The sequence below is a fragment of the Streptomyces sp. NPDC088915 genome (assembly GCF_044749825.1).
Classification (GTDB): domain Bacteria; phylum Actinomycetota; class Actinomycetes; order Streptomycetales; family Streptomycetaceae; genus Streptomyces.
The window spans coordinates 1-17578 of record NZ_JBIVIR010000015.1; the positions used below are offsets into that span (position 1 = coordinate 1).

Annotated in this window: 18 protein-coding genes and 1 pseudogene; 13 read left to right on the top strand and 6 right to left on the bottom strand. The window is 75.0% G+C overall.

Annotation, left to right across the window (positions count from 1 at the left end; translation table 11 throughout):
* A pseudogene (locus tag ACIP5O_RS25450) lies at window positions 1–260 on the bottom strand (RNA polymerase sigma factor SigF); the annotation flags it as partial.
* Between the two features lie 229 nt (window positions 261–489).
* Between ACIP5O_RS25450 and ACIP5O_RS25455 the strand changes: the two are divergent.
* The 3 genes from ACIP5O_RS25455 (at window position 490) to ACIP5O_RS25465 (ending at window position 1795) form a co-directional block, all read left to right on the top strand.
* Window positions 490–840 (top strand): hypothetical protein, encoded by a 351-nt coding sequence (locus ACIP5O_RS25455; protein WP_401296987.1) that lies wholly within the window; start codon window positions 490–492, stop codon window positions 838–840.
* Window positions 841–934: 94 nt separating this feature from the next.
* Window positions 935–1498 (top strand): type 1 glutamine amidotransferase domain-containing protein, encoded by a 564-nt coding sequence (locus ACIP5O_RS25460; RefSeq protein WP_401296989.1) that lies wholly within the window; start codon window positions 935–937, stop codon window positions 1496–1498.
* A 159-nt stretch (window positions 1499–1657) separates the two neighbouring features.
* The gene (locus ACIP5O_RS25465; protein WP_401296990.1) at window positions 1658–1795 is read left to right on the top strand and encodes a hypothetical protein; all 138 of its coding nucleotides are present in this window, start codon (window positions 1658–1660) and stop codon (window positions 1793–1795) included.
* 59 nt (window positions 1796–1854) lie between these two features.
* Here ACIP5O_RS25465 and ACIP5O_RS25470 read toward each other — a convergent pair whose 3' ends face one another.
* Window positions 1855–2151 (bottom strand): hypothetical protein, encoded by a 297-nt coding sequence (locus tag ACIP5O_RS25470; protein WP_401296992.1) that lies wholly within the window; start codon window positions 2149–2151, stop codon window positions 1855–1857.
* A gap of 44 nt (window positions 2152–2195) precedes the next feature.
* Between ACIP5O_RS25470 and ACIP5O_RS25475 the strand changes: the two genes are divergently transcribed.
* The 3 genes from ACIP5O_RS25475 to ACIP5O_RS25485 all read left to right on the top strand — a co-directional run bounded on the left by ACIP5O_RS25475 (window position 2196) and on the right by ACIP5O_RS25485 (window position 5032).
* Window positions 2196–3401, top strand: coding sequence for a cupin domain-containing protein (locus ACIP5O_RS25475; RefSeq protein WP_401296994.1), 1206 nt, complete (start codon window positions 2196–2198; stop codon window positions 3399–3401).
* A 10-nt stretch (window positions 3402–3411) separates the two neighbouring features.
* Complete coding sequence (locus ACIP5O_RS25480; RefSeq protein WP_401296998.1) at window positions 3412–4308, top strand: sucrase ferredoxin; 897 nt, start codon at window positions 3412–3414, stop codon at window positions 4306–4308.
* Between the two features lie 154 nt (window positions 4309–4462).
* Window positions 4463–5032 (top strand): EF-hand domain-containing protein, encoded by a 570-nt coding sequence (locus ACIP5O_RS25485; protein ID WP_401297000.1) that lies wholly within the window; start codon window positions 4463–4465, stop codon window positions 5030–5032.
* A gap of 102 nt (window positions 5033–5134) precedes the next feature.
* On the opposite strand, the gene ACIP5O_RS25490 is transcribed toward ACIP5O_RS25485, so the two are convergent.
* On the bottom strand, window positions 5135–5887 hold the full coding sequence (locus ACIP5O_RS25490; RefSeq protein WP_401297002.1) for a nucleotidyltransferase family protein: 753 nt from the start codon (window positions 5885–5887) through the stop codon (window positions 5135–5137).
* A 206-nt stretch (window positions 5888–6093) separates the two neighbouring features.
* Here ACIP5O_RS25490 and ACIP5O_RS25495 point away from each other — a divergent pair, with 206 nt between their 5' ends.
* The 4 genes from ACIP5O_RS25495 (at window position 6094) to ACIP5O_RS25510 (ending at window position 8603) form a co-directional block, all read left to right on the top strand.
* Window positions 6094–6276 carry a hypothetical protein gene (locus ACIP5O_RS25495; protein ID WP_401297004.1) on the top strand — a complete coding sequence of 61 codons (183 nt, stop codon included), beginning with the start codon at window positions 6094–6096 and terminating at the stop codon, window positions 6274–6276.
* Between the two features lie 120 nt (window positions 6277–6396).
* Entirely contained in the window at window positions 6397–6777 is a 381-nt protein-coding gene (locus ACIP5O_RS25500) for a DUF6480 family protein (RefSeq protein ID WP_401297005.1), read from the top strand.
* 100 nt (window positions 6778–6877) lie between these two features.
* Window positions 6878–7408, top strand: coding sequence for a DUF5709 domain-containing protein (locus tag ACIP5O_RS25505; protein WP_401297007.1), 531 nt, complete (start codon window positions 6878–6880; stop codon window positions 7406–7408).
* A 46-nt stretch (window positions 7409–7454) separates the two neighbouring features.
* Window positions 7455–8603 carry a hypothetical protein gene (locus ACIP5O_RS25510; protein WP_401297009.1) on the top strand — a complete coding sequence of 383 codons (1149 nt, stop codon included), beginning with the start codon at window positions 7455–7457 and terminating at the stop codon, window positions 8601–8603.
* A 147-nt stretch (window positions 8604–8750) separates the two neighbouring features.
* Here ACIP5O_RS25510 and ACIP5O_RS25515 read toward each other — a convergent pair whose 3' ends face one another.
* Complete coding sequence (locus ACIP5O_RS25515) at window positions 8751–9560, bottom strand: SDR family oxidoreductase (RefSeq protein WP_401297011.1); 810 nt, start codon at window positions 9558–9560, stop codon at window positions 8751–8753.
* A gap of 240 nt (window positions 9561–9800) precedes the next feature.
* Here ACIP5O_RS25515 and ACIP5O_RS25520 point away from each other — a divergent pair, with 240 nt between their 5' ends.
* Window positions 9801–10001 (top strand): hypothetical protein, encoded by a 201-nt coding sequence (locus ACIP5O_RS25520; protein WP_401297013.1) that lies wholly within the window; start codon window positions 9801–9803, stop codon window positions 9999–10001.
* A 233-nt stretch (window positions 10002–10234) separates the two neighbouring features.
* On the opposite strand, the gene ACIP5O_RS25525 is transcribed toward ACIP5O_RS25520, so the two are convergent.
* Together ACIP5O_RS25525 and ACIP5O_RS25530 are read right to left on the bottom strand one after the other, a co-directional pair.
* Entirely contained in the window at window positions 10235–10927 is a 693-nt protein-coding gene (locus tag ACIP5O_RS25525) for a DUF6766 family protein (protein ID WP_401297014.1), read from the bottom strand.
* Window positions 10928–11009: 82 nt separating this feature from the next.
* Window positions 11010–11414, bottom strand: coding sequence for a hypothetical protein (locus ACIP5O_RS25530; protein WP_401297015.1), 405 nt, complete (start codon window positions 11412–11414; stop codon window positions 11010–11012).
* 275 nt (window positions 11415–11689) lie between these two features.
* Here ACIP5O_RS25530 and ACIP5O_RS25535 point away from each other — a divergent pair, with 275 nt between their 5' ends.
* Complete coding sequence (locus ACIP5O_RS25535) at window positions 11690–12547, top strand: DUF4132 domain-containing protein (protein ID WP_401297017.1); 858 nt, start codon at window positions 11690–11692, stop codon at window positions 12545–12547.
* Window positions 12544–17496, top strand: coding sequence for a DNA-binding protein (locus ACIP5O_RS25540; protein ID WP_401297019.1), 4953 nt, complete (start codon window positions 12544–12546; stop codon window positions 17494–17496). The genes ACIP5O_RS25535 and ACIP5O_RS25540 overlap by 4 nt, the downstream gene beginning before the upstream one ends.
* Window positions 17497–17578 lie beyond the last annotated feature (82 nt).

Consider the following 17578-nt stretch of genomic DNA (forward strand, 5'->3'; position numbering starts at 1 on the left):
AGGCTGAGGTTGAGCTCGACGAGGGTGTTGCGGACGTAGGCGTGTTCGGGGGTGCCCTCTTCGAGTGCGGTCAGGCGGGTGAGGAGGGCGGCGGAAAGCTGCTGGGCGTCGTCGGTGGAGACGGTGGTGGGCCGGGTCAGCTCGGGCAGTCCGTCCAGCGCCGCCCGGCGCATCGAAGCCCCCGGATTCCCGGCGACCTCCGGATCGGAAGCCGGATCGGCCGCCAGGGGGCGGATGGAGCTGTTTCGGACGGTGGACATGAGGCTCCTTCGACGGTGGCGATGGGCCTGCGCCGCTGCCGTACAAAGGTGGCGGAGGGGGTCCTTCTGTCGAGCTTCCTCTCAAGAGAATGCCCGTTTCGGGGGGTTTGACACGATTTTCGGGGTAGTCGCGAACGGATGACGCGGACGGTGGGGGCGGCGCGAACGGTAAGAACGCGTCGGTCGCGCGGCCTCGCGGTGGGAACGTCGCCCGGAGGAGGTGCCCGCGATGGGAGAAGTCCGGCTCTCGGAACGTGAGTGGCGTGCCCTCGCGGAGATGGAGGAGCGGCTGGACCGGGACGAACGCCTCGCCCGGCGGTTGCGCACGATGCGACGACGGCCCCGCCTGCTTCCGCCCTTCCCCTCCCCGTCGGCCGGCGTGCGCCGCCGTCTGCCGGCCCTCGTCATGGCCTCCCTCGCCGTCGCGGCTCTCGTTCTGCTCGTCCTCGCCGTGACCACCGGGGCCCCGGCGCTCATCCGGGCCTTCGCGGCCGTGTGGATCCTCACCCTCCTGGCGGTCCTCGGCGTTTTCGTCCACTGGGCGCGGCGCAGGGCGGGGAAGGGGAGGGGAAGGGGCTAGCGCGCATCATCTGCGCGCTATGTGAGGTTTGAGGCAAGCGGGCGAGGGTGAGGCGCAGGAGACGAGGGAACCCCACACCAGAGAGGAACGCACAGTGTCGCTCGACGGAAAGAACGTTCTCGTCCTCACGACGAACTACGGCACGGAGCAGGACGAGCTGGAGAAGCCGGTGGCCGTCCTCCGCGAGGCGGGAGCCCGCGTCACGGTCGCCGCGCAGAAGGACGAGGGCGTCCAGACCCTCGTCTCGGACAAGGACCCGGGCTCCGTGGTCCAGCCGGACACGACGCTCGCCGAGGCCTCCGCGGACGGATTCGACGCCGTGGTCGTCCCGGGCGGCACCGTGAACGCCGACCAGCTCCGCACGGACGACGACGCCCGCCGTCTCGTCTCCGCCTTCGCGGAGTCGGGCAGGCCGGTGGCCGCCATCTGCCACGGACCGTGGCTCCTCGTGGACAGCGGGCTGGCCAAGGGACGCCGACTGACCTCGTACCCGTCCCTCAGCCCCGACCTCGAGAACGCGGGCGCCACCTGGGTGGACGAGGAGGTCGTCGTCGACACCTCCGGGAGCCACCCCCTGATCACCTCCCGCAACCCGGGCGACCTCGACGCCTTCTCGTCGGCGATCGTCCGCAGCCTGGGCGGCGACGCGGGGGCGTAGCGCCCGCCCCGCGTCCTGAGGCGCCGCCCCTGCGGACGTACACGCCCGGGCGCAGGAGCCACCGCTCGCCCCGTGAACCGTGGACCGTGCCGGCCCCCCGACGACGACCGTCGGGGGGCCGGCACGGTCCACGGGGCGGAGCGGAAGGAGCGCATGCACATGTCCCGGGACCTCATCCGGTACGCGGAACAGGGCTTCCCGGCAGCCTGGGCCCGCCTGCCCACGGCGCCGGACGCCCTCCTCCCGCCCTTCCGGGCCCCTTTCCGCTCCGGTTGCCGCTCCGAGCTGCGTGAGTGAGCTTGTAAGGGGTACTGGGAGGTTCCGAGCGGGACCACCGATCCCCGGTCGTCCGATTCTCAGGAGGAAACATGGCTTACCCCGAGCAGGACCCGAACCAGCAGGAAGGCCCCGCGGACGGTGGTGCGGCCGGTAAGCCCGGCGTGCACGACGGTGGTGCCGACGGCGGTGCCGAGGGTCCGGCGGACGGTGGTGCGGCGGGTACGCCGGGCGTGCACGACGGCGGCGCTGACGGCGGTGCCGAGGGTCCGGCGGACGGTGGTGCGGCCGGTAAGCCGGGCGTGCACGACGGTGGTGCCGACGGCGGTGCCGAGGGTCCCGCGGACGGTGGCGCGGCCGGTAAGCCCGGCGTCCACGACGGAGGCGCCGACGGCGCGGCCGACGAGAGCGGTCGCGGCGTTTGAGCACGACCTCCACGACGCTTCGGGACACCGCCGCCGACACCGGCCGCGGTGTCCTCGAAGCGCGTCTGACGAGCCTCGGCCGCGAGGAGTTCGCCCGCGACGTCTGGGGGCGCACCCCGCTGCTCACCCGCGGAGCCGGTGACTTCTCCGACCTGTTCTCGGCGTCCGCCGTGGACGAGCTGATCTCCCGGCGCGGACTGCGCACGCCGTTCCTCCGCGTCGCCAAGAACGGCTCCACCCTCCCCGAGCCGTCGTTCACCTCCTCCGGAGGAGTCGGCGCGACGGTCGCGGACCAGCTCGACGACACCGCGCTGTGGCGGAGCTTCGCCGACGGCGCCACCCTGGTCCTGCAGGCGCTGCAGCGCACCTGGGAGCCGGTCACGGACTTCGCGTCGCGGCTCGGCACCGAGCTGGGCCATCCGGTGCAGGCCAACGCCTACGTCACCCCGCCGCAGAACCGCGGGTTCGACGCCCACTACGACGTGCACGACGTCTTCGTCCTGCAGATCGCCGGCACGAAGCGCTGGATCGTCCACGAGCCCGTCCACCCGGACCCGCTGCGCGACCAGCCCTGGACCGACCACCGGGCCGCCGTCGCCGAAGCCGCCCGGGGCGAGGCGCACCTCGACACCGTGCTCGCGCCCGGCGACGTCCTCTACCTGCCGCGCGGCTGGCTGCACGCCGCCGAGGCGCAGGGCGCGGTGTCGATCCACCTGACGCTCGGCGTCCACACCTGGACGCGACACGCCCTCGCCGAACAGCTCACACGGGCCGCCCTCGCGCTGCTGCGCGACGACCCCGAGATGCGCGCCTCCCTCCCCCTGGGCGTGGACGGGCCCGAGGACGCACTCGCCCTCGTACGCCGACGTCTCGTCGACGCCCTCGCCGAGGCCGATCCCGAGCCGCTGTTCCACCGCGCCCGCCGCGCCCAGGCGCGCCCCGGCCCGCTGGGCCCGCTGGCGCAGCTCGCGGCCGTCGAGGGGCTCTCCACCGGGACGCCGGTGCGCCTGCGCGAGGCGCTGGAGGCGCGGCTCGACGGCGGGCGGCTCTCCACCCGCGTCGGCTGGCTCGATCTCCCGGAGACGGACCTGTCCCCGGTGCGCCGGATCCTCGACGGGGAGGTCCATCGCGCCGGCGACCTCGGCCTCCCCCTCGTCGAGCGGCTCCTGCGCGCGGGCGTCCTCGTGCCCGCCGAGCGGTGAAGCGGGCGGGATGACGGCTCCGGCACGCTTCTTCTGCGCCGAGGCCGCCCGGCTGCGCGGCGACGCGCTCGCGGGCACGGCTCCGTACGGCTCGGTCTGGATCCTCGTCGAGTACCGGGCCGGCTGGCCGACCAACGGCTTCGACGGTCTCGACCTCGAACCGGAGGTCAAGGCGCGGGTGTACGCCGCCGCCCAGGCGCTGCGCGCCCGCATCCTGCTCATCAGGCGCCACGGGCGCCGCAGGCCGGACGACCCGCCGCGCTGGGCCGTCCTGCGGTACGACGGGGACGGCGCCCACCGCCAGAAGTGGGGCGTCTGGCGGAACGACGGGGACCTGGTGGAGATCGTCGACGCCCTGGACTCGCCCGGAGAGCGGGACCGCCCGCCCGTCCTCCTGGTCTGCGCCCACGGCACGCACGACGCCTGCTGCGCCGTCCGCGGGCGTCCGGTGGGGCGCGCGCTGAGCGACCGCTGGCCGGAGCTGGTGTGGGAGTGCACGCACGTGGGGGGCGACCGGTTCGCCGCCAACGTCCTCGTCGCGCCCGACGGCGTCTACTACGGCAACCTCGACGCCGCTTCGGCGGTGACCGTGGTCGAAGGGCACCTGGCGGACCGCATCCGCGCGGACCACCTGCGCGGGTACACCGACCTCGTCCCGTCCCAGCAGGCCGCCCTGTCCGCCGTGCTCCGGCACGCGGGCCCCTCGGGGCGGCACGACTACGCGATCGGTGAGACGGTCCGCGAGGGCGACCGCTGGCGGATCCGCGTCACCGGCCGCCTCGCCGGACTCTCGGCCTTCGAGGCCGAGGTCCACACCCACCGGTCCCCGCCCCTCCGACTCACCTGCCGCGGCCTGGCCGCCGCCTCGGCGGTGTCCTACGAGGTCGTGTCGCTCCGCGTCGGCTGACCGGGCGCCCGGGCCGTCCACGACGGGCCGGGCGGGAAGCCCGAATCCGGGCGGTCGCGGAGCGTTTCCCTTTCGGGCCGCTCGTCGTTGCCCGAGCGGCAGGGTGCGTTCCCGCACCTTGTTCCCGGCACGTGCCCACCTGCGAGGAACGATGATGACCAGCCAGGACTTCCTGACGGCGAAGATCGGGCGAGGGTTCGACCAGCTCGACGTGAACGGCACCGGTGTGCTCACCGAGGACGACCACGTGGAGATGGGCCGCCGGGTGGCGGCCGCCCTCGGTCACGCCGACGGCTCCCCGGAGACCGGTCGGATCGTCGACGCCTACACCGCGATCTGGCGGGAGGTACACCTGCCGTTCCTTCCGGCCGGCAGCCGGGGAATCCCCAGGGAGCGGTTCATCGCCTCCACCCGTGCGCTCGCCGAGAACCCGGAGGCCGCGCGGGCCGCCCTCGGCCGGATCGCCGAGACCTACCTGCAGATCGCCGACATCGATCAGGACGGCCGGATCAGCCCGGCCGAGTTCCTCGCCTTCCAGCGCGGGCACTTCCCTGAGCTGACCGAGCAGAGCGCGGCCGAGGCGTTCCGCCGCCTCGACACCAACGGCGACGGTGCGCTGTCGGCCACCGAGTTCACCGACGCGGTCATCGAGTTCTGGACCAGCTCGGACCCCGACGCCGCCGGCAACTGGTGGATGGGGCGCCCCGTCGCCCCCCACGCCTGACCCGACCGCACCACGGCGTCCCGGCCGCCGGCGCCGTCGGCTTCTTCCTCCGGTGTCCGGCCCCCGGGGCATGGGCCGGGCCGCCTCCGGCAGTGCGGTGACCTACGGGTGACCGGGGCCGGCGGGGCCGTGGGTCGGCAGGACGTGGAGCAGTTCCAGGAGGTAGAGGAAGGCCTTGGCCATCGGGGCGTCCTCGGTCTCCTGGCGCACGCGCGCCCAGTCGACCCGCTCGCGCAGTCCGCGTGCCACCGGCAGGAGGGTGCCGAAGTCACAGTGGTGCTCCGAGAACGCCATCAGCCGGGAGACCAGGAGGTCGGTCGGCGCGATCACCGGCATGTGGACGGAGTCCACCGGGAGCGTCTGGGCCCGTTCGAGGAGCTCGGTCGTGACCGGCTGTCCCGCCAGGGAGAAGATCAGGTCGATCTCCTCGCCGCCGGAACGCGCCTTGACCAGCCAGTCCTCGGGCGGCTCGACGATCCGGATGCCGTTCTCCCGCAGCGCGTTCGTGACGGCCTCGGCGTCCTCCCGCCGTACGGCGAAGTCCGTGTCGTGCTGGAGCCGGACCGGGATGCCGTGCGCGTAGGCGGCGACACCGCCGACCAGGGCGAACGGGCACCCCAGTGCCTTCAGGACGGCTCCGACCTGCTTCGTCGTCTCCAGGATCGCCTGGGTGTGGTCGGGCGGCAGCGCGGTCATGTCGCCCTCGCGGGCTCCCCGGCCTCCGGACTCCTCCCGCGGAGCCTTCCGCGGTTCGGGAGAGCCGGTACCCGCGTACACGGGGTCGTGGCCGGCGGACGCGGGGTACGCCTCTCCGTTCGCCGACCGGCGCGCGGCCGGGTCTTCCGTGAGGTTCATCGCCTGCTCCTGTCCTCGCCACTGGTCGCGATGGCCCCTCCCAGAGGGGTGGAACCGCATCTACCCAGACCGGGCCCGGCCATACGCCCCCGACGACCGGTCGCCACCGGGGACAATTCGCCGTCCGTGACCTGTCTGTCCTCCTCCGTACCGGGTAGTCGCCGGAACGAGAGAGCGTCATCGGAACGATCTTGAGGAGGCCCGCCGTGCGGAGCACGGAGCAGCGGACGAAAAGCGAACGGAACCGGCTCACGGACGAGGAGTTCCGCGCCCTGATGCAGGAGGCGTCGGCCGAGGCACGACGCCTGTCGCTCGGCGATCCACCCGGGGCGGAGTCCGACTTCGCCCTGCGCACCCAGCACGCCGAATTCGGAGCCGCCGCCCACTGACCGGCGGTCCGGGCGCCGCCCGCCGCGCGGTCGGCCCGCCGCACGCCGGATAGGGCCGACGCGGACGGGTAGTCGCGTACCGGCCGTGCGACATCCGGATTCCGGAGGGAGATGGACGCCATGACCGGACCGAGCAACCCCGACCCGGAGCCCCGGGACACACCCGGCTTCGGCGCTGGGGGAGGAACCGGCACCCCCAGCACAGGTACGCCCAGCAGCGGCACACCCAGCACCGGCGCACCCGGCTTCGGCCCCGGGGGCGCAGCCGGTGCGCCAGGCCTCGGCGCCGAAGGCAGGACCGGCGCCCCGGGGCCCGGCGCCGAAGGCGGGATCGCGCCCGGCGAGACGCCACCGGCCGAGTCCGGGACGGGAACGGGGACCGGGCCCTACCGGCCGCTCAAACGGGGATGGGCCACCGGCCCGCTCCTCGCCCTGTGGGCCGTCGTGATCGTGTTCGCGCTGTTCTTCCTCGCGTACGCGATCATCCTGGCCACCGACTGAGCCGGCACCCGCCGCTTCCCGGACCGTATCGGGCCGAGCCGCCCCGCCCGCGCGGGCGGCTCCCGAACCACGACTTCCACCCTGTGAAAGGAAACCCCCCATGGACCGCAACGAGCCCGACACGGACGAGGCCCGCGGCGACGACGTCTACCAGCCCACCCACTCCGACGTGGACAACCGTCCCACCGACGAACTCGATCCGGACAACGCGATCCTGACGGACCCGCTGGAGGACATGTCCAACCCCGGCTACTCGCCCCCCGAGCGCCCGCGAGGGGTGACCCGGTACGGCACCACCCAGCGGGAGCAGCGCGAGGGCGAGTCGCTCGACGACCGGCTCGCCCAGGAGGTCCCCGACCAGCAGCCGCCGGAGGGCGACAGCATCGGCGACCTCCCGGGCGGCACGGGCGAACCCGTCGACGAGCAGGCCGGCACCACCCGGGCGGGCCGCCTCACCTCCGTCGACACCCCGAGGGAGACGGGGAACCGCACCGTCGCCCGGGACGTCGGCCCGGACGACTGGGCCGCGCCGGCCGAGGAGGCCGCGATGCACGTGGACACCGGGGCGGACGCCACGGTGGACGAACCCGAACCGTTCGGGCGGCGCGAGGAGCCCGGGACGGAGCGCTGACCGCCTCCGGACCCCGCCCGTTCCGACCGACCCCCGTGGGGACACCATGAACCTCGACTTCCTGAAACCGCTCCTGGGACACCCCGGCCCCTGGGCCTCCGTCTACGTCGAGACGGGCCGGTCCACCGAGGACGCGGCGCAGATCCAGCAGCTGCGCCACCGCGCCGTGACCGGACAGCTCGTCGACGAGGGCGCCGAACCGGCCACGATCCGCGCGGTCGCCGAACGGCTCGCCGCCGAACCCGTCTCCGACGCGCCGCCCGGACGCGCCCTCTTCGCGACGGCGGGCGAGGTCGTCCTCGACCTCCCCCTCGCGACGGCCCCGCCGTCCGCCGGGGCCACGTGGACGAGCCTCCCGCACATCGCACCCCTGGTGCTCCTGCGGAGCGACGAACCCGCCTGCCAGGTGGCCCTCATCGACCGCGCGGGCGCCGACCTCGAACTGCGGGACTCCCGCGGCACGCGGAACCTGGGCGAGGCGCACGGGAAGCAGTGGCAGGGCCGCGGACACCGCTCCCTCCCGCAGGACCGGTACGAATGGCACTACAGCAACAAGGTCGAGGACGCCTGGGAGGAGACGGCCGACATCATCGCCGGCGAACTCGTCAAGCGCTGCCCGCAGGACGGCGGCACCCTCCTGGTCCTGGCCGGGGACGCGCGCGAGCGCAAGGCGGTACGGGAACGGCTGCCGCAGCGGCTCCGGAGCGTCGCCGTCGAGGTGGACCACGGCAGCCGCGCGCCCGGCGCCTCCACCGAGCTCCTCGACCGGCAGATCGAGGAGGCCCGCTCCCGCTACGCCCGGGAACGGGTGCGGAGCGCGCTCGACGACTTCCGCAGGGCGCGCGGCCGTCCCGGCGAACACCGCGAGACGACCGTCGACACCGGTCGCGGACCGGCCGCCGAGGGAATCCCGGCCGTGGCCGCCGCCGCCCGGGAGCACCAGGTCGCCACCCTCCTCCTCGGCCGGGACGCCCCCGACGCGAGCCGCCCCGTGTGGGTCGGCCCGGGGCCCGACGAGATCGCCGCGGGCCGTGCCGAGGCCAGGGGATGGGGCTTCGGCCGGCCGGAGGAGGCGCGCGCCGACGACGCGCTGCTGCGCGCCTGCGTCGCCGCGGGCACCGAGGTCCTCGTGGTGCCGGAGGAGATGGCGGGTCCCGCGGGCGGCCTCGGAGCCGTCCTGCGCTGGAGCGACTGACACCACCGCTCCGTCGCGGCCGGCCCGCTCCCGTACGTCGTCCGTCATCCGTCGCCGTAGAACGACCTGTGCCCCCGCCGTCCACGGCGGGGGCACGGGTGTGTCCGTCGGCCTACGCCCCCGCCGCCGTACGGGCGGGAGCGCCGGTCAGGGCTTGCGCCAGTCGTCGGACGTCAGGTGCGAGCCGGCCATCGGGCCCATGCGGAGCATCCCGCCGTCCACCGCCCAGGACGCCCCGGTCACGTACGACGCGTCGGGGCCCGCCAGGAAGGCGACGACGGCGGCGACCTCGCGCGCGTCCCCCGGCCGCCCGAGGGGAACGCCCGGCCGGGACGTGCTCCGGACGTCCTCGTCCTCCTGGCCGGTCATCGGGGTGGCGATCTCACCGGGCGCGACGGAGTTGACCGTGATGCCGTACTCGCCCAGCTCCAGGGCCATGACCTGGGTGAGCAGCCCGAGGCCGCCCTTGGCCGCGCAGTACGGCCCGGCGCCCACCCGGGGCTGGTGCTCGTGCACCGAGGTGATCTGCACGATGCGGCCCCCGCGCCCCCGGTCGATCATCCGGCGGGCGGCGCGCTGGGCGCACAGGAACGGGCCCGTCAGGTCGACGTCGAGCACCTCCCTGACCTTCTCCAGGCTCAGGTCGAGGAAGGACTCGGCCGTGCCCGTGCCGGCGTTGTTGACCAGGACGTCGACCCCGCCCAGCTCCTCCGCGAGCCGGTCGACCACGTCGGCCGCGCCCGGCAGCTCCGTCAGGTCCAGACGGGCGACGGCCGCCCGCCTCCCGTGGGCGCGGACCTCCTCCGCCGTGGCCTGCGCGCCCGCCTCGTCGGTGTGCCACGTGATGCCCACGTCGAGCCCCGCCTCCGCGAGCCGTACCGCGACGGCGCGTCCGATGCCCGAGTCCGAACCGGTGACGATCGCCGTACGCGGGTCGAAGCCCTGGATGTCGGCCATGGCTCCGCCTCCTCTCGTGCTCCTGGTGCTTCTCGTCCGTACTGCCCCCGCCGCTACCCCCGTCGCGGCCGGCCATGCTCCGCCACCGTCGGTGACGACCCCGCCCCCCACCTGTGGAGAGCGGCACGGAAACGGACGACGAAGGGGAGACGGGCATGGCGCCCGCCGGATCGGGGAGACGCGTCAGGAGAAGGGCACCGGTACGCAAGGACACCGGTCCACCCGACGTGAGGAGAAGCCATGAGCGGTCCGCAGAGCCCTGAACAGCGCAGGAGCGGAAAGGGCGCGGCCACCCCGCAGGACCTCGCCGAACTCAAGGCTCGCCAGGCCCACCGGCCCGACGAGAAGGGCCGGGGCACGGCACACGGCACGGACAAGGGGGAGAAGGGCGGCGGCGAGGGCGGCGGAACCCCTCCCGACCAGCGCCCCGACGAGACCTGACCCCGCGGAACGACCCCGCCGCGGGCCGTGGGACGAAGGACCACGCGCCCCGGCGCACCACCGGCACCCCGACGGTTCGCACCGCCGGGGTGCCGGCACGAGTGGACCCCGCCCGACCGGGCAGGGGCCGGGTGCCGCTGTCCGGGCCCTTCCCCTCCTGCCCGGGCAGCGGTCCGGGCCTCCGGGCGCCCCGCCGCCGACGCCCGCCCGTCACTCCTCCGCCCCGCCGCCCGTCACCCCTCCACGCCCGTGGCCTCGTGCGTGGCGCCGACGGGCTTCGACTCCGGTGAGCCGCGCTGGCGCAGGTACACGGAGAGGACCGCCATCGAGGCCACGGCCAGCAACTCCGACTGCCAGTTCTGCAGGGACCGGCTCCAGAAGTCGGACGAGGCCAGATAGGAGCGCCAGGGGATCGGCGTCTGGAGCTGCCGCAGCCGCAGCTCGTCGTAGGCGGCGACGCCCGAGACCGACTGCGCCAGCCAGGACAGCAGGAAGAAGGCGGCCATGACCAGGCCGAGCGACCGGGAGTACAGGGCCTGCCGCCAGTCCTTGGTGCTCGCCCACCGGGGCGAGTCCGCCTTCGCGTGGTCGCCCATCCGCTGGTCGCGTTCGCTCTCCGTACCCACCCTGTCCAGGGGCTTGGACTCGGGCGAGCCGCGCTGGAGCAGATAGACCGTGCCGAAGATGTACAGGAAGAACTGGAGGAACTCCGACTGCCAGTTCTCGGTGACGTCGACGGCGAAGTCCGAGGACATCAGATAGTCGCCGAAGCCGACCTGCTGCAGCCCTTCGAGGGCGAGCTGCTCGTTGAACTCCGCACGCCCGGCGACGGCCTGCGCGCCGAGCACGATCAGGAAGGCGGCCCCGAAACAGAGGGTGAGGCTGTTCGACCGCCAGAAGCCCTCGCGGTCCCGGCGGGCCGTCATCGGTGCATCATCCCGATCGCGGTGAAGTACGCGAGGCCTCCCACGACGGTCAGCACGCACACGGTGAACACGGTCCGCACGGTCACGCCCCCTTCAGTGCGCAGCGGTACGGCTCGTCGCCGCCCTCCGGCACGCATCCGGCGGCGGTCACCCGCCACCCGTCGTCGAACTGCGACAGGAACAGCGTCTCGCCGCCCAGCCGGAGCAGCGCCTGCCGGCCGTAGACGTCCACGCTCGACGCGCCCTCGCCCCGGGGCAGGTCCTGCGAGGGCAACGCCCGTGCGCACGGCTGCTTCTCGTCCTCCTCCAGCTGCTCGCGGCTCTCCGGCGCGAGCAGCGCGCACGCCGCGCCGTACGCGCCGGAGGCGAGGGCCTCCTCGAAGGCGCGGCCCGCCCGGGTCGCCCCGTCCTGACGCGCCTGCGAGGCACCGCACCCGCACAACACCATCGCGGCCGCCAACGCTCCGAAGAGCACGGGGATCCTCACCCAGTTCCTCCGTCCGGTCCTCACGGCCACGGCGCCAGATCTCGTAGGCCGTCTCCCAGCTACGCGCTTCCGGGCCGGGACGGCAAGAACGGCGAGGCCGAATGCTCCTGTACCTCACCTGTTCGAGTGCCCCGAGCCGCGGCTTCTGCGACCGGGGTCCGAACATCCGTTGTCAGTGGCCCTGGTTAGTCTCCCCGCATATCGCAGTTCAGGGGCTTTCGACCCCCTGGTTCGGGCTGCGCGGATCCGGACGACAAGCGGAGGGGACACGGCCGATGGCGTGGCTGACAGCGGACGAGGGGTACGAGATCACCCTCGATGAGGGGCGCGTGGTCGCACGGCGCGCCGGGGGACGGCAGTTGAAGTCCCTGCCGAAGGCACTGCGGGACCATCCCGAGGTCGACCGGCTCCGGCGGCTCGCCGAATGGCTGGACCGGCACGTGGCCGCGTGCGTGGCCCAGGTGGACACCTGGATGGTGTCCTCGCTCCCCGTGCCCACCGGGCTGATCGCCCGCGTGTGGCCGGACGAGGCCTGGCAGTCCGCCCTCCGCGACATGGCCGTGGTGGGCGACGACCCGGACGAGGTCGGCTTCCTGCGGGACGTCACCGCCGACGGCGGACTGAAGGTCGTCGACCTCGACGGCGAGACCGTACGGCTCTCCCCGCGCACCGTCACCCTCCCGCACCCCGTGCTCCTCCCCGACCTCGACGACGTGCGGGACTTCGCCGCCGAACTCGGCATCACCCAGCGGGTGGAGCAGATCCACCGGGCCACCTGGACCAGGCCGGCCGCCGCCCATCCGGAGACGGCGACGGAGGTACGGGACTACGCGGGCGGGAAGTTCGCCTCGCGCTTCGGCCTCGCGGCCCGCGCGACCTCGCTCGGCCACCGCGTCTCCGGCGGCTACGCCACCTGCAAGGTCCGCGACGGGGGCCGCGCCACGGAGGCGTCGGTGTGGATCGGCGAGCCGTACTGGGACGGGGAGTCGGAGACCGGCGCGCTCGGCTGGCACGACGACGACGGCCGCGCCGTGCGGCTGAACGAGGTCGGACCGGTGGCCTGGTCCGAGGGAATGCGCATGGCCGCGGCGCTGTACGCCGGCCGCACGATCGAAGAGGGTGGGGACGCGTGACCGGCACGACCGCTTCCGACAGGACCGTGGACGGGGCTCCCGGAGGAGCCCGCGACGACGCGGAACTCCTCGCGGCCGGAGCCGTGCTCCCGCCCGACGCCCGGGACGCGGGGGCCTCGGCGGTCGACCTGACCGCCCGGACCTACCGCCACCCCGTCCTCGGCGAGGACCGGGTCGTCGTCCGCCTCGCCGCGGCCGAACTCGGCCCCGCCGAGGACCTCGCCGCCGGTTTCCTCGGCCTCGAACCCCACGGGGAACCGGCCGTCGTGGGCCTCGGCCGCCGCCAGGAGCTGGGCTTCCCCGAATGGGTCCTGGTGCACCACCCCGAGGACGGCCACCACGCCCTCGCGGTCGTGCCGGAGCTCGACCGCCTCGCCCGGCAGGCCAGGACCAAGCCCAAGGCCGCCCTGGACGCCTGCCTCGAACTCGCCGGCCGGCTCGCCTCCGCCGTCCCGCACTTCCTGCCCGTCTTCTACGAGCAGGCCGCCCGCGTCTTCCTCGGCGTCGAGAACACCACGTACGCGGGGCAGCTCTTCGCCCGCGCCCGCACCAGCGAGGCCCAGCACGGCCTCGTCGTCGACGAGGACCGGCTCGACGCCGTCTTCCTCGAATTCGCCCTCGTCGGCGCGCTGCCGGTGAAGGTCCTCACCGGCTACGGCAAGGAGCTCGCCGCCCGGCTCGCGCCCACCGAGGCGTACGAGCGCTTCCGCCGCCTGTGCGTGCGCCGGACCGCCGGCGGACTCGCCCCCTCGGCCCAGGCCACCACGGAACTGCGCCGCCTGGCCCGCGCCGCCGGCCTGTCCGCCGCCGAGGCGGAGCAGGACCACCTCGCCGAACTCCTGCCGCTGCCCGCCACCCTGCGGGCGGCCGAGGGCTGGTGGAAGACGCACCGGTCCGCCCTCGTCGCCCTGGCCCGCCGCGTCCCGGCCGTACGGGGCACGCTCCTGGAGATGATGCCGCCCTCCGACGACGGCGAACTCAGCGAGCTGTGGCTGGGGATCCTCACGGAGTCCGGGGCCGACGCCGGGCTGACCGGCGCCGACGTGCCGCCGGAGGAGCGCTGCGCCGACGGCGCGGCCGGCTGGCTGGAGCGCTTCCACACCGCCCGGCACCGGGGCTGGGGCGACCGCCGCACCCTGCCGGCCCTCCTCGACCTGGTGGAACGGGCGGCCGGACGGCTGCGCGCCGACCTGGCGGCCCGCCCGGACGACCGGGCCTTCCTGCGGATCGGCGTCGAGGACCTCGACCTGCTCGACCTACTGCTCGCGCTGGACCTCCCGGTCGCCGACCCGAAGCCGGAGAGCCCCAGGGCGAGCGGCGCCTCCCTCAACCTGTCGGACTGGGCGCGCGGCGAGAACCCCCGCGACCTGACCGCGCTCGCCGCCGACCCGCGCTTCCGCCCCGCCTTCCGACGCTCCGCGAACGCCTACCACGACGCCTCCTCCGGAGCGGACGTGATGCGCCGGCTCGCCGCGGCGGCCGGAGGCCGCCCGATGCTCACCGAGTGGGTGCGCGAGGTCGCCCGCGACTCGGTGGCGGCCGGACTGCCCGGAGTGCCCAAGGCGATCGCCCGCCTGTCGTGGCTGCCCGCCGAGGCCCTCGCGCTCGCTCCGGAGGAGGTGGCGGCCGCCGCCGGAGCCGACCTCGGCGAGACCCTGGCGCGCACCCTGCGCGGCGGCCTGTGGGAGGAGTTCCACTGGCCGGCGTGGGAGGAGGCCGTCGCGGACCTGACCCCCGGGCGCGACAAACTCGACGACCTCGCCGTCTTCGAGGCCTGGCCCCACCTGATCGTGGCCAACTCCACCCGGGTGCGGGTCATCGACGCCGACTCCACCGTCCTCACCCACGACCTGCGCGTGCCCGCCGGCCGGTCCTCCCACCGGTGCGGCTTCCACTACGTGGACGGCGCCCTCCTCGTGTTCTGGACCGGCTACGGCAACAGCTCCGTACAGGGCTACTGGCACACCTCGCCCGACCGCGTGTTCACCCTGGACGCCGAGATCAGCTACTGGTCCCTCCGCTCCGACCGGCCCACCCTGCCGCTGCCCGGCGGCGGCCGCACCATCGGCGGCGGAGTCCTGCACGTCGGCGACACGAAGCTGCCGAGGGAACGGGCGGTGATCTCCGACGGCACCTCGTACTGGGTGTGGGAGAACACGGGGGACCACCGGGGGGAGGGCGCCTGGGTCGAGTACGACCCCGCCGAGAACACCCGGGGCCGGCGCTCCCTGCCCGGCTTCCTCGCGGACGCGACCCGCTCCCACGCCCCCGGCGCCGAACTGGCCCCGCACTCCTCGTGGGTGCGTCCCGCCCCCGTGGTGGAGGGCTCGGCCCTCGGCGCCCCCGCCGACGGCCTGCTCGGCTGGCGGGTCCTGCGGATCCCCGGCGACGGCTGGTGCGCCGACGACACCGCGGGGCGCACCGTCTCCCTCCCCGAGGGCTCGGACATGCCCGTCGCCGCCCTGACGTTCCCCGGCGACGACCGGCCCAGGGCCCTGACCCGCCAGTGGCGGGAACTGCTGCTCACCGACCCGGACGGCGTGGTCACGACGGTGTCCGACGGCGACCGGAACGACATCTACGGCACCGCCGCCACGCCCCTGCCGCCGCTGACCCACTTCTACGCCCTCCGCCCGCGCGACCCGCGGGGCTCGGACGCGCTGCGCGCCGCCGACGCGGAGACGGCCGGCACCCTCCTGAAGGCGGCCGTCCTGGCCGAGCGGGCCGCGGACGTCCCGGACCTGGTGACCGCCGCGCTGCCGGGGATCACCGCGCCCGAACTGGTCGCGGGCGTGGCGAAGGCGCTGCGCTTCGCCGTCGCGCAGCAGAACGCCCTGGACGCCGTGGCCGCCCGGCTCGACCCGGCGGCCGAACCCGGGGAGGCGCGCGCCGAGGGCCCCCACGACAGCCTGCTCGCCGAGGCGCTCGACGGCCTCACCGGCTCCGGCTACTACAGCCGGGGCGCCGCCTCGGACGTGGCCCACCGCTTCCTGGAGGAACTGGCGGCGGCGCGGGCCGGCGCCTCCGCCGCGGCCGCGCCGGGGACGCTCCACTACGACCTGCCCTCCCTGCCGTACTCCCCGTTCTCCCTCGTCCCCTTCCTGCACGAACCGGCGGCGCTCGCCTACCGGGCCGTCGCGCCCGGCAGCGGTGCCGAGCACCGGGCCGCGCTGCTCGACGTGCTCGGCCGGGTCGACGCCCTGGGCCTCGCCTCGACGGCGGGCTCGACCGACCACTGGCGGCGGGTGACGCTCCACCTCGCCACCCCCCACCTGCACACCCCCGACGGCCAGGAGCGCGGCACCTCGTACCGCACCGTCCTGCCGCTCGGCGGGGGAGCGGTCCTCGGGATCACCGAGAACGACCGGGGCGTCGCCGACGGGCGGGAGTTCGAGGCGCTCCTCCACGACCCCGACGGCCGGTTCGGGGCACCCGCCCCGTACACCCTGCGCACCGCGACGCCGGTGGGCGACCGCACGCGCGGCGCCGACTGGCTGACCGCCTTCCTGCGGGAGGCGGAGAACCGCGCCGAGGTCCCCTTCCTCGACGAAGCCTCCTTCCTCGACGGGGCGGCCGAGGAGTTCAGCGGGCTCACCGGCGTCCCCGGAGCACTGGCCCGGCTCGTCCTCGCCGGCATGCCGAACGTGGACGACTGGGAGAACAACTTCCTGCCGACGGAGCTGCGCACGTCCCTCGGTCTGAAGGTCGCCGAGGCGGCCCGGGCCCGCGACGAACTGCGCGGGCTCTCCGTCGAGGTGCGACGGGCCGTGGTGGCGGCCCTGCTGCCCGAGGACCCGGCGCGCCTGTGGACCGAGGGCCCCGACGCGGCGTCGGCGGCGGCGGTCTGGAACGCGCACGTGGGACGGCGCACCCGGGTCCCCGACCGGCTGATCGCGGAGGCCGACCGCGAGGTCGTCACCGGCTGGCCCGTCCACCGGGCCCTCTCGGCGCTCCTCGGCCCCGACGCGTCGCCCGAGCTCTCCACCGACGTCGCGTGGCACATCGCGGGGGACCGGCCGGCGCCCGTGACCCCGGTCGACCACCCGTTCACCGAATCGGTGCTGACCGCCTCGATGGGCCTGGCCGCCTGGCTGGCCCACCGGCTCCCCGCCGGCGATCCCGCGCGGGCGGCCCTGCCCAGCGCCCTCACCGCCGTACGGCAGCGCCTGGCCTCGCCCGAACTCCTCGTCTCCGCCGGGCCCTACACCAGCCTCACGGACTTCCGGAAGGTGGCGGGCACGCCGACCGAGACGGCACCGGACCACGAGCGGTACGGCGCGGTCCTCATGGCCACGCACGACGACCGGCCCCGGCCCGCCCTGCGGCCCGCCCTGCTCGACTCCACCGGCTCCGACCCGTACCTGACGGTCCTGCGCGGCCCCGACCAGCATCCGACGGGGGTCGAGACGGCCCTGCGGCGGGCCCACGACCCGGCGTTCGCACGGCTCCTCGCCGACCCGGGCGCGCCCGCCGCCGGGGAGACGGACCGGGACGGCACCTGGTGGCCGCAGGACCCCTCGCGCTCCGTGCCCGACCTGGTCGCGGAGGTCGCCGGGACCCACGGCCTGGGGGCGGACGCGGCGACGCTGTACCTGACGCTCCTCGCCCTGCCCGACCCCACCGACCGCAACACCGCCCGGTGGACGGGGTGGAAGCCGGCCCGCCTCAAGGCGGCCCGCGCCGAACTGGCCGCCACCGACCTCGTGGTGTCGGCCGTACGGGCCCGGGCGGGACGCTCGCTGTTCCTGCCCGGAGCCTGGTCCGAGCAGAAGGGGCGCGGACTGCCGGTCGAGCAGTGGAAGCTGCCGATGTACGGGCCTTTCCTGTGCGCCCCGGTGCCGGTCGAACCGGCCGCCGAACTGTTCGCCCGGGCCTGGCGGCGGATCCTCGACGGCGACGTCCCCCGCTTCGAGGAGCTGAAGGTCCGGCGCACCAGGCGCCGCCGCTGACCGGCCGTCGTCACTTACCGGCCCTCATCACTGACCGGCCGCCGCCGCTGACCGACCGCCGTCGGTCCGGCCGCCGCCCGGT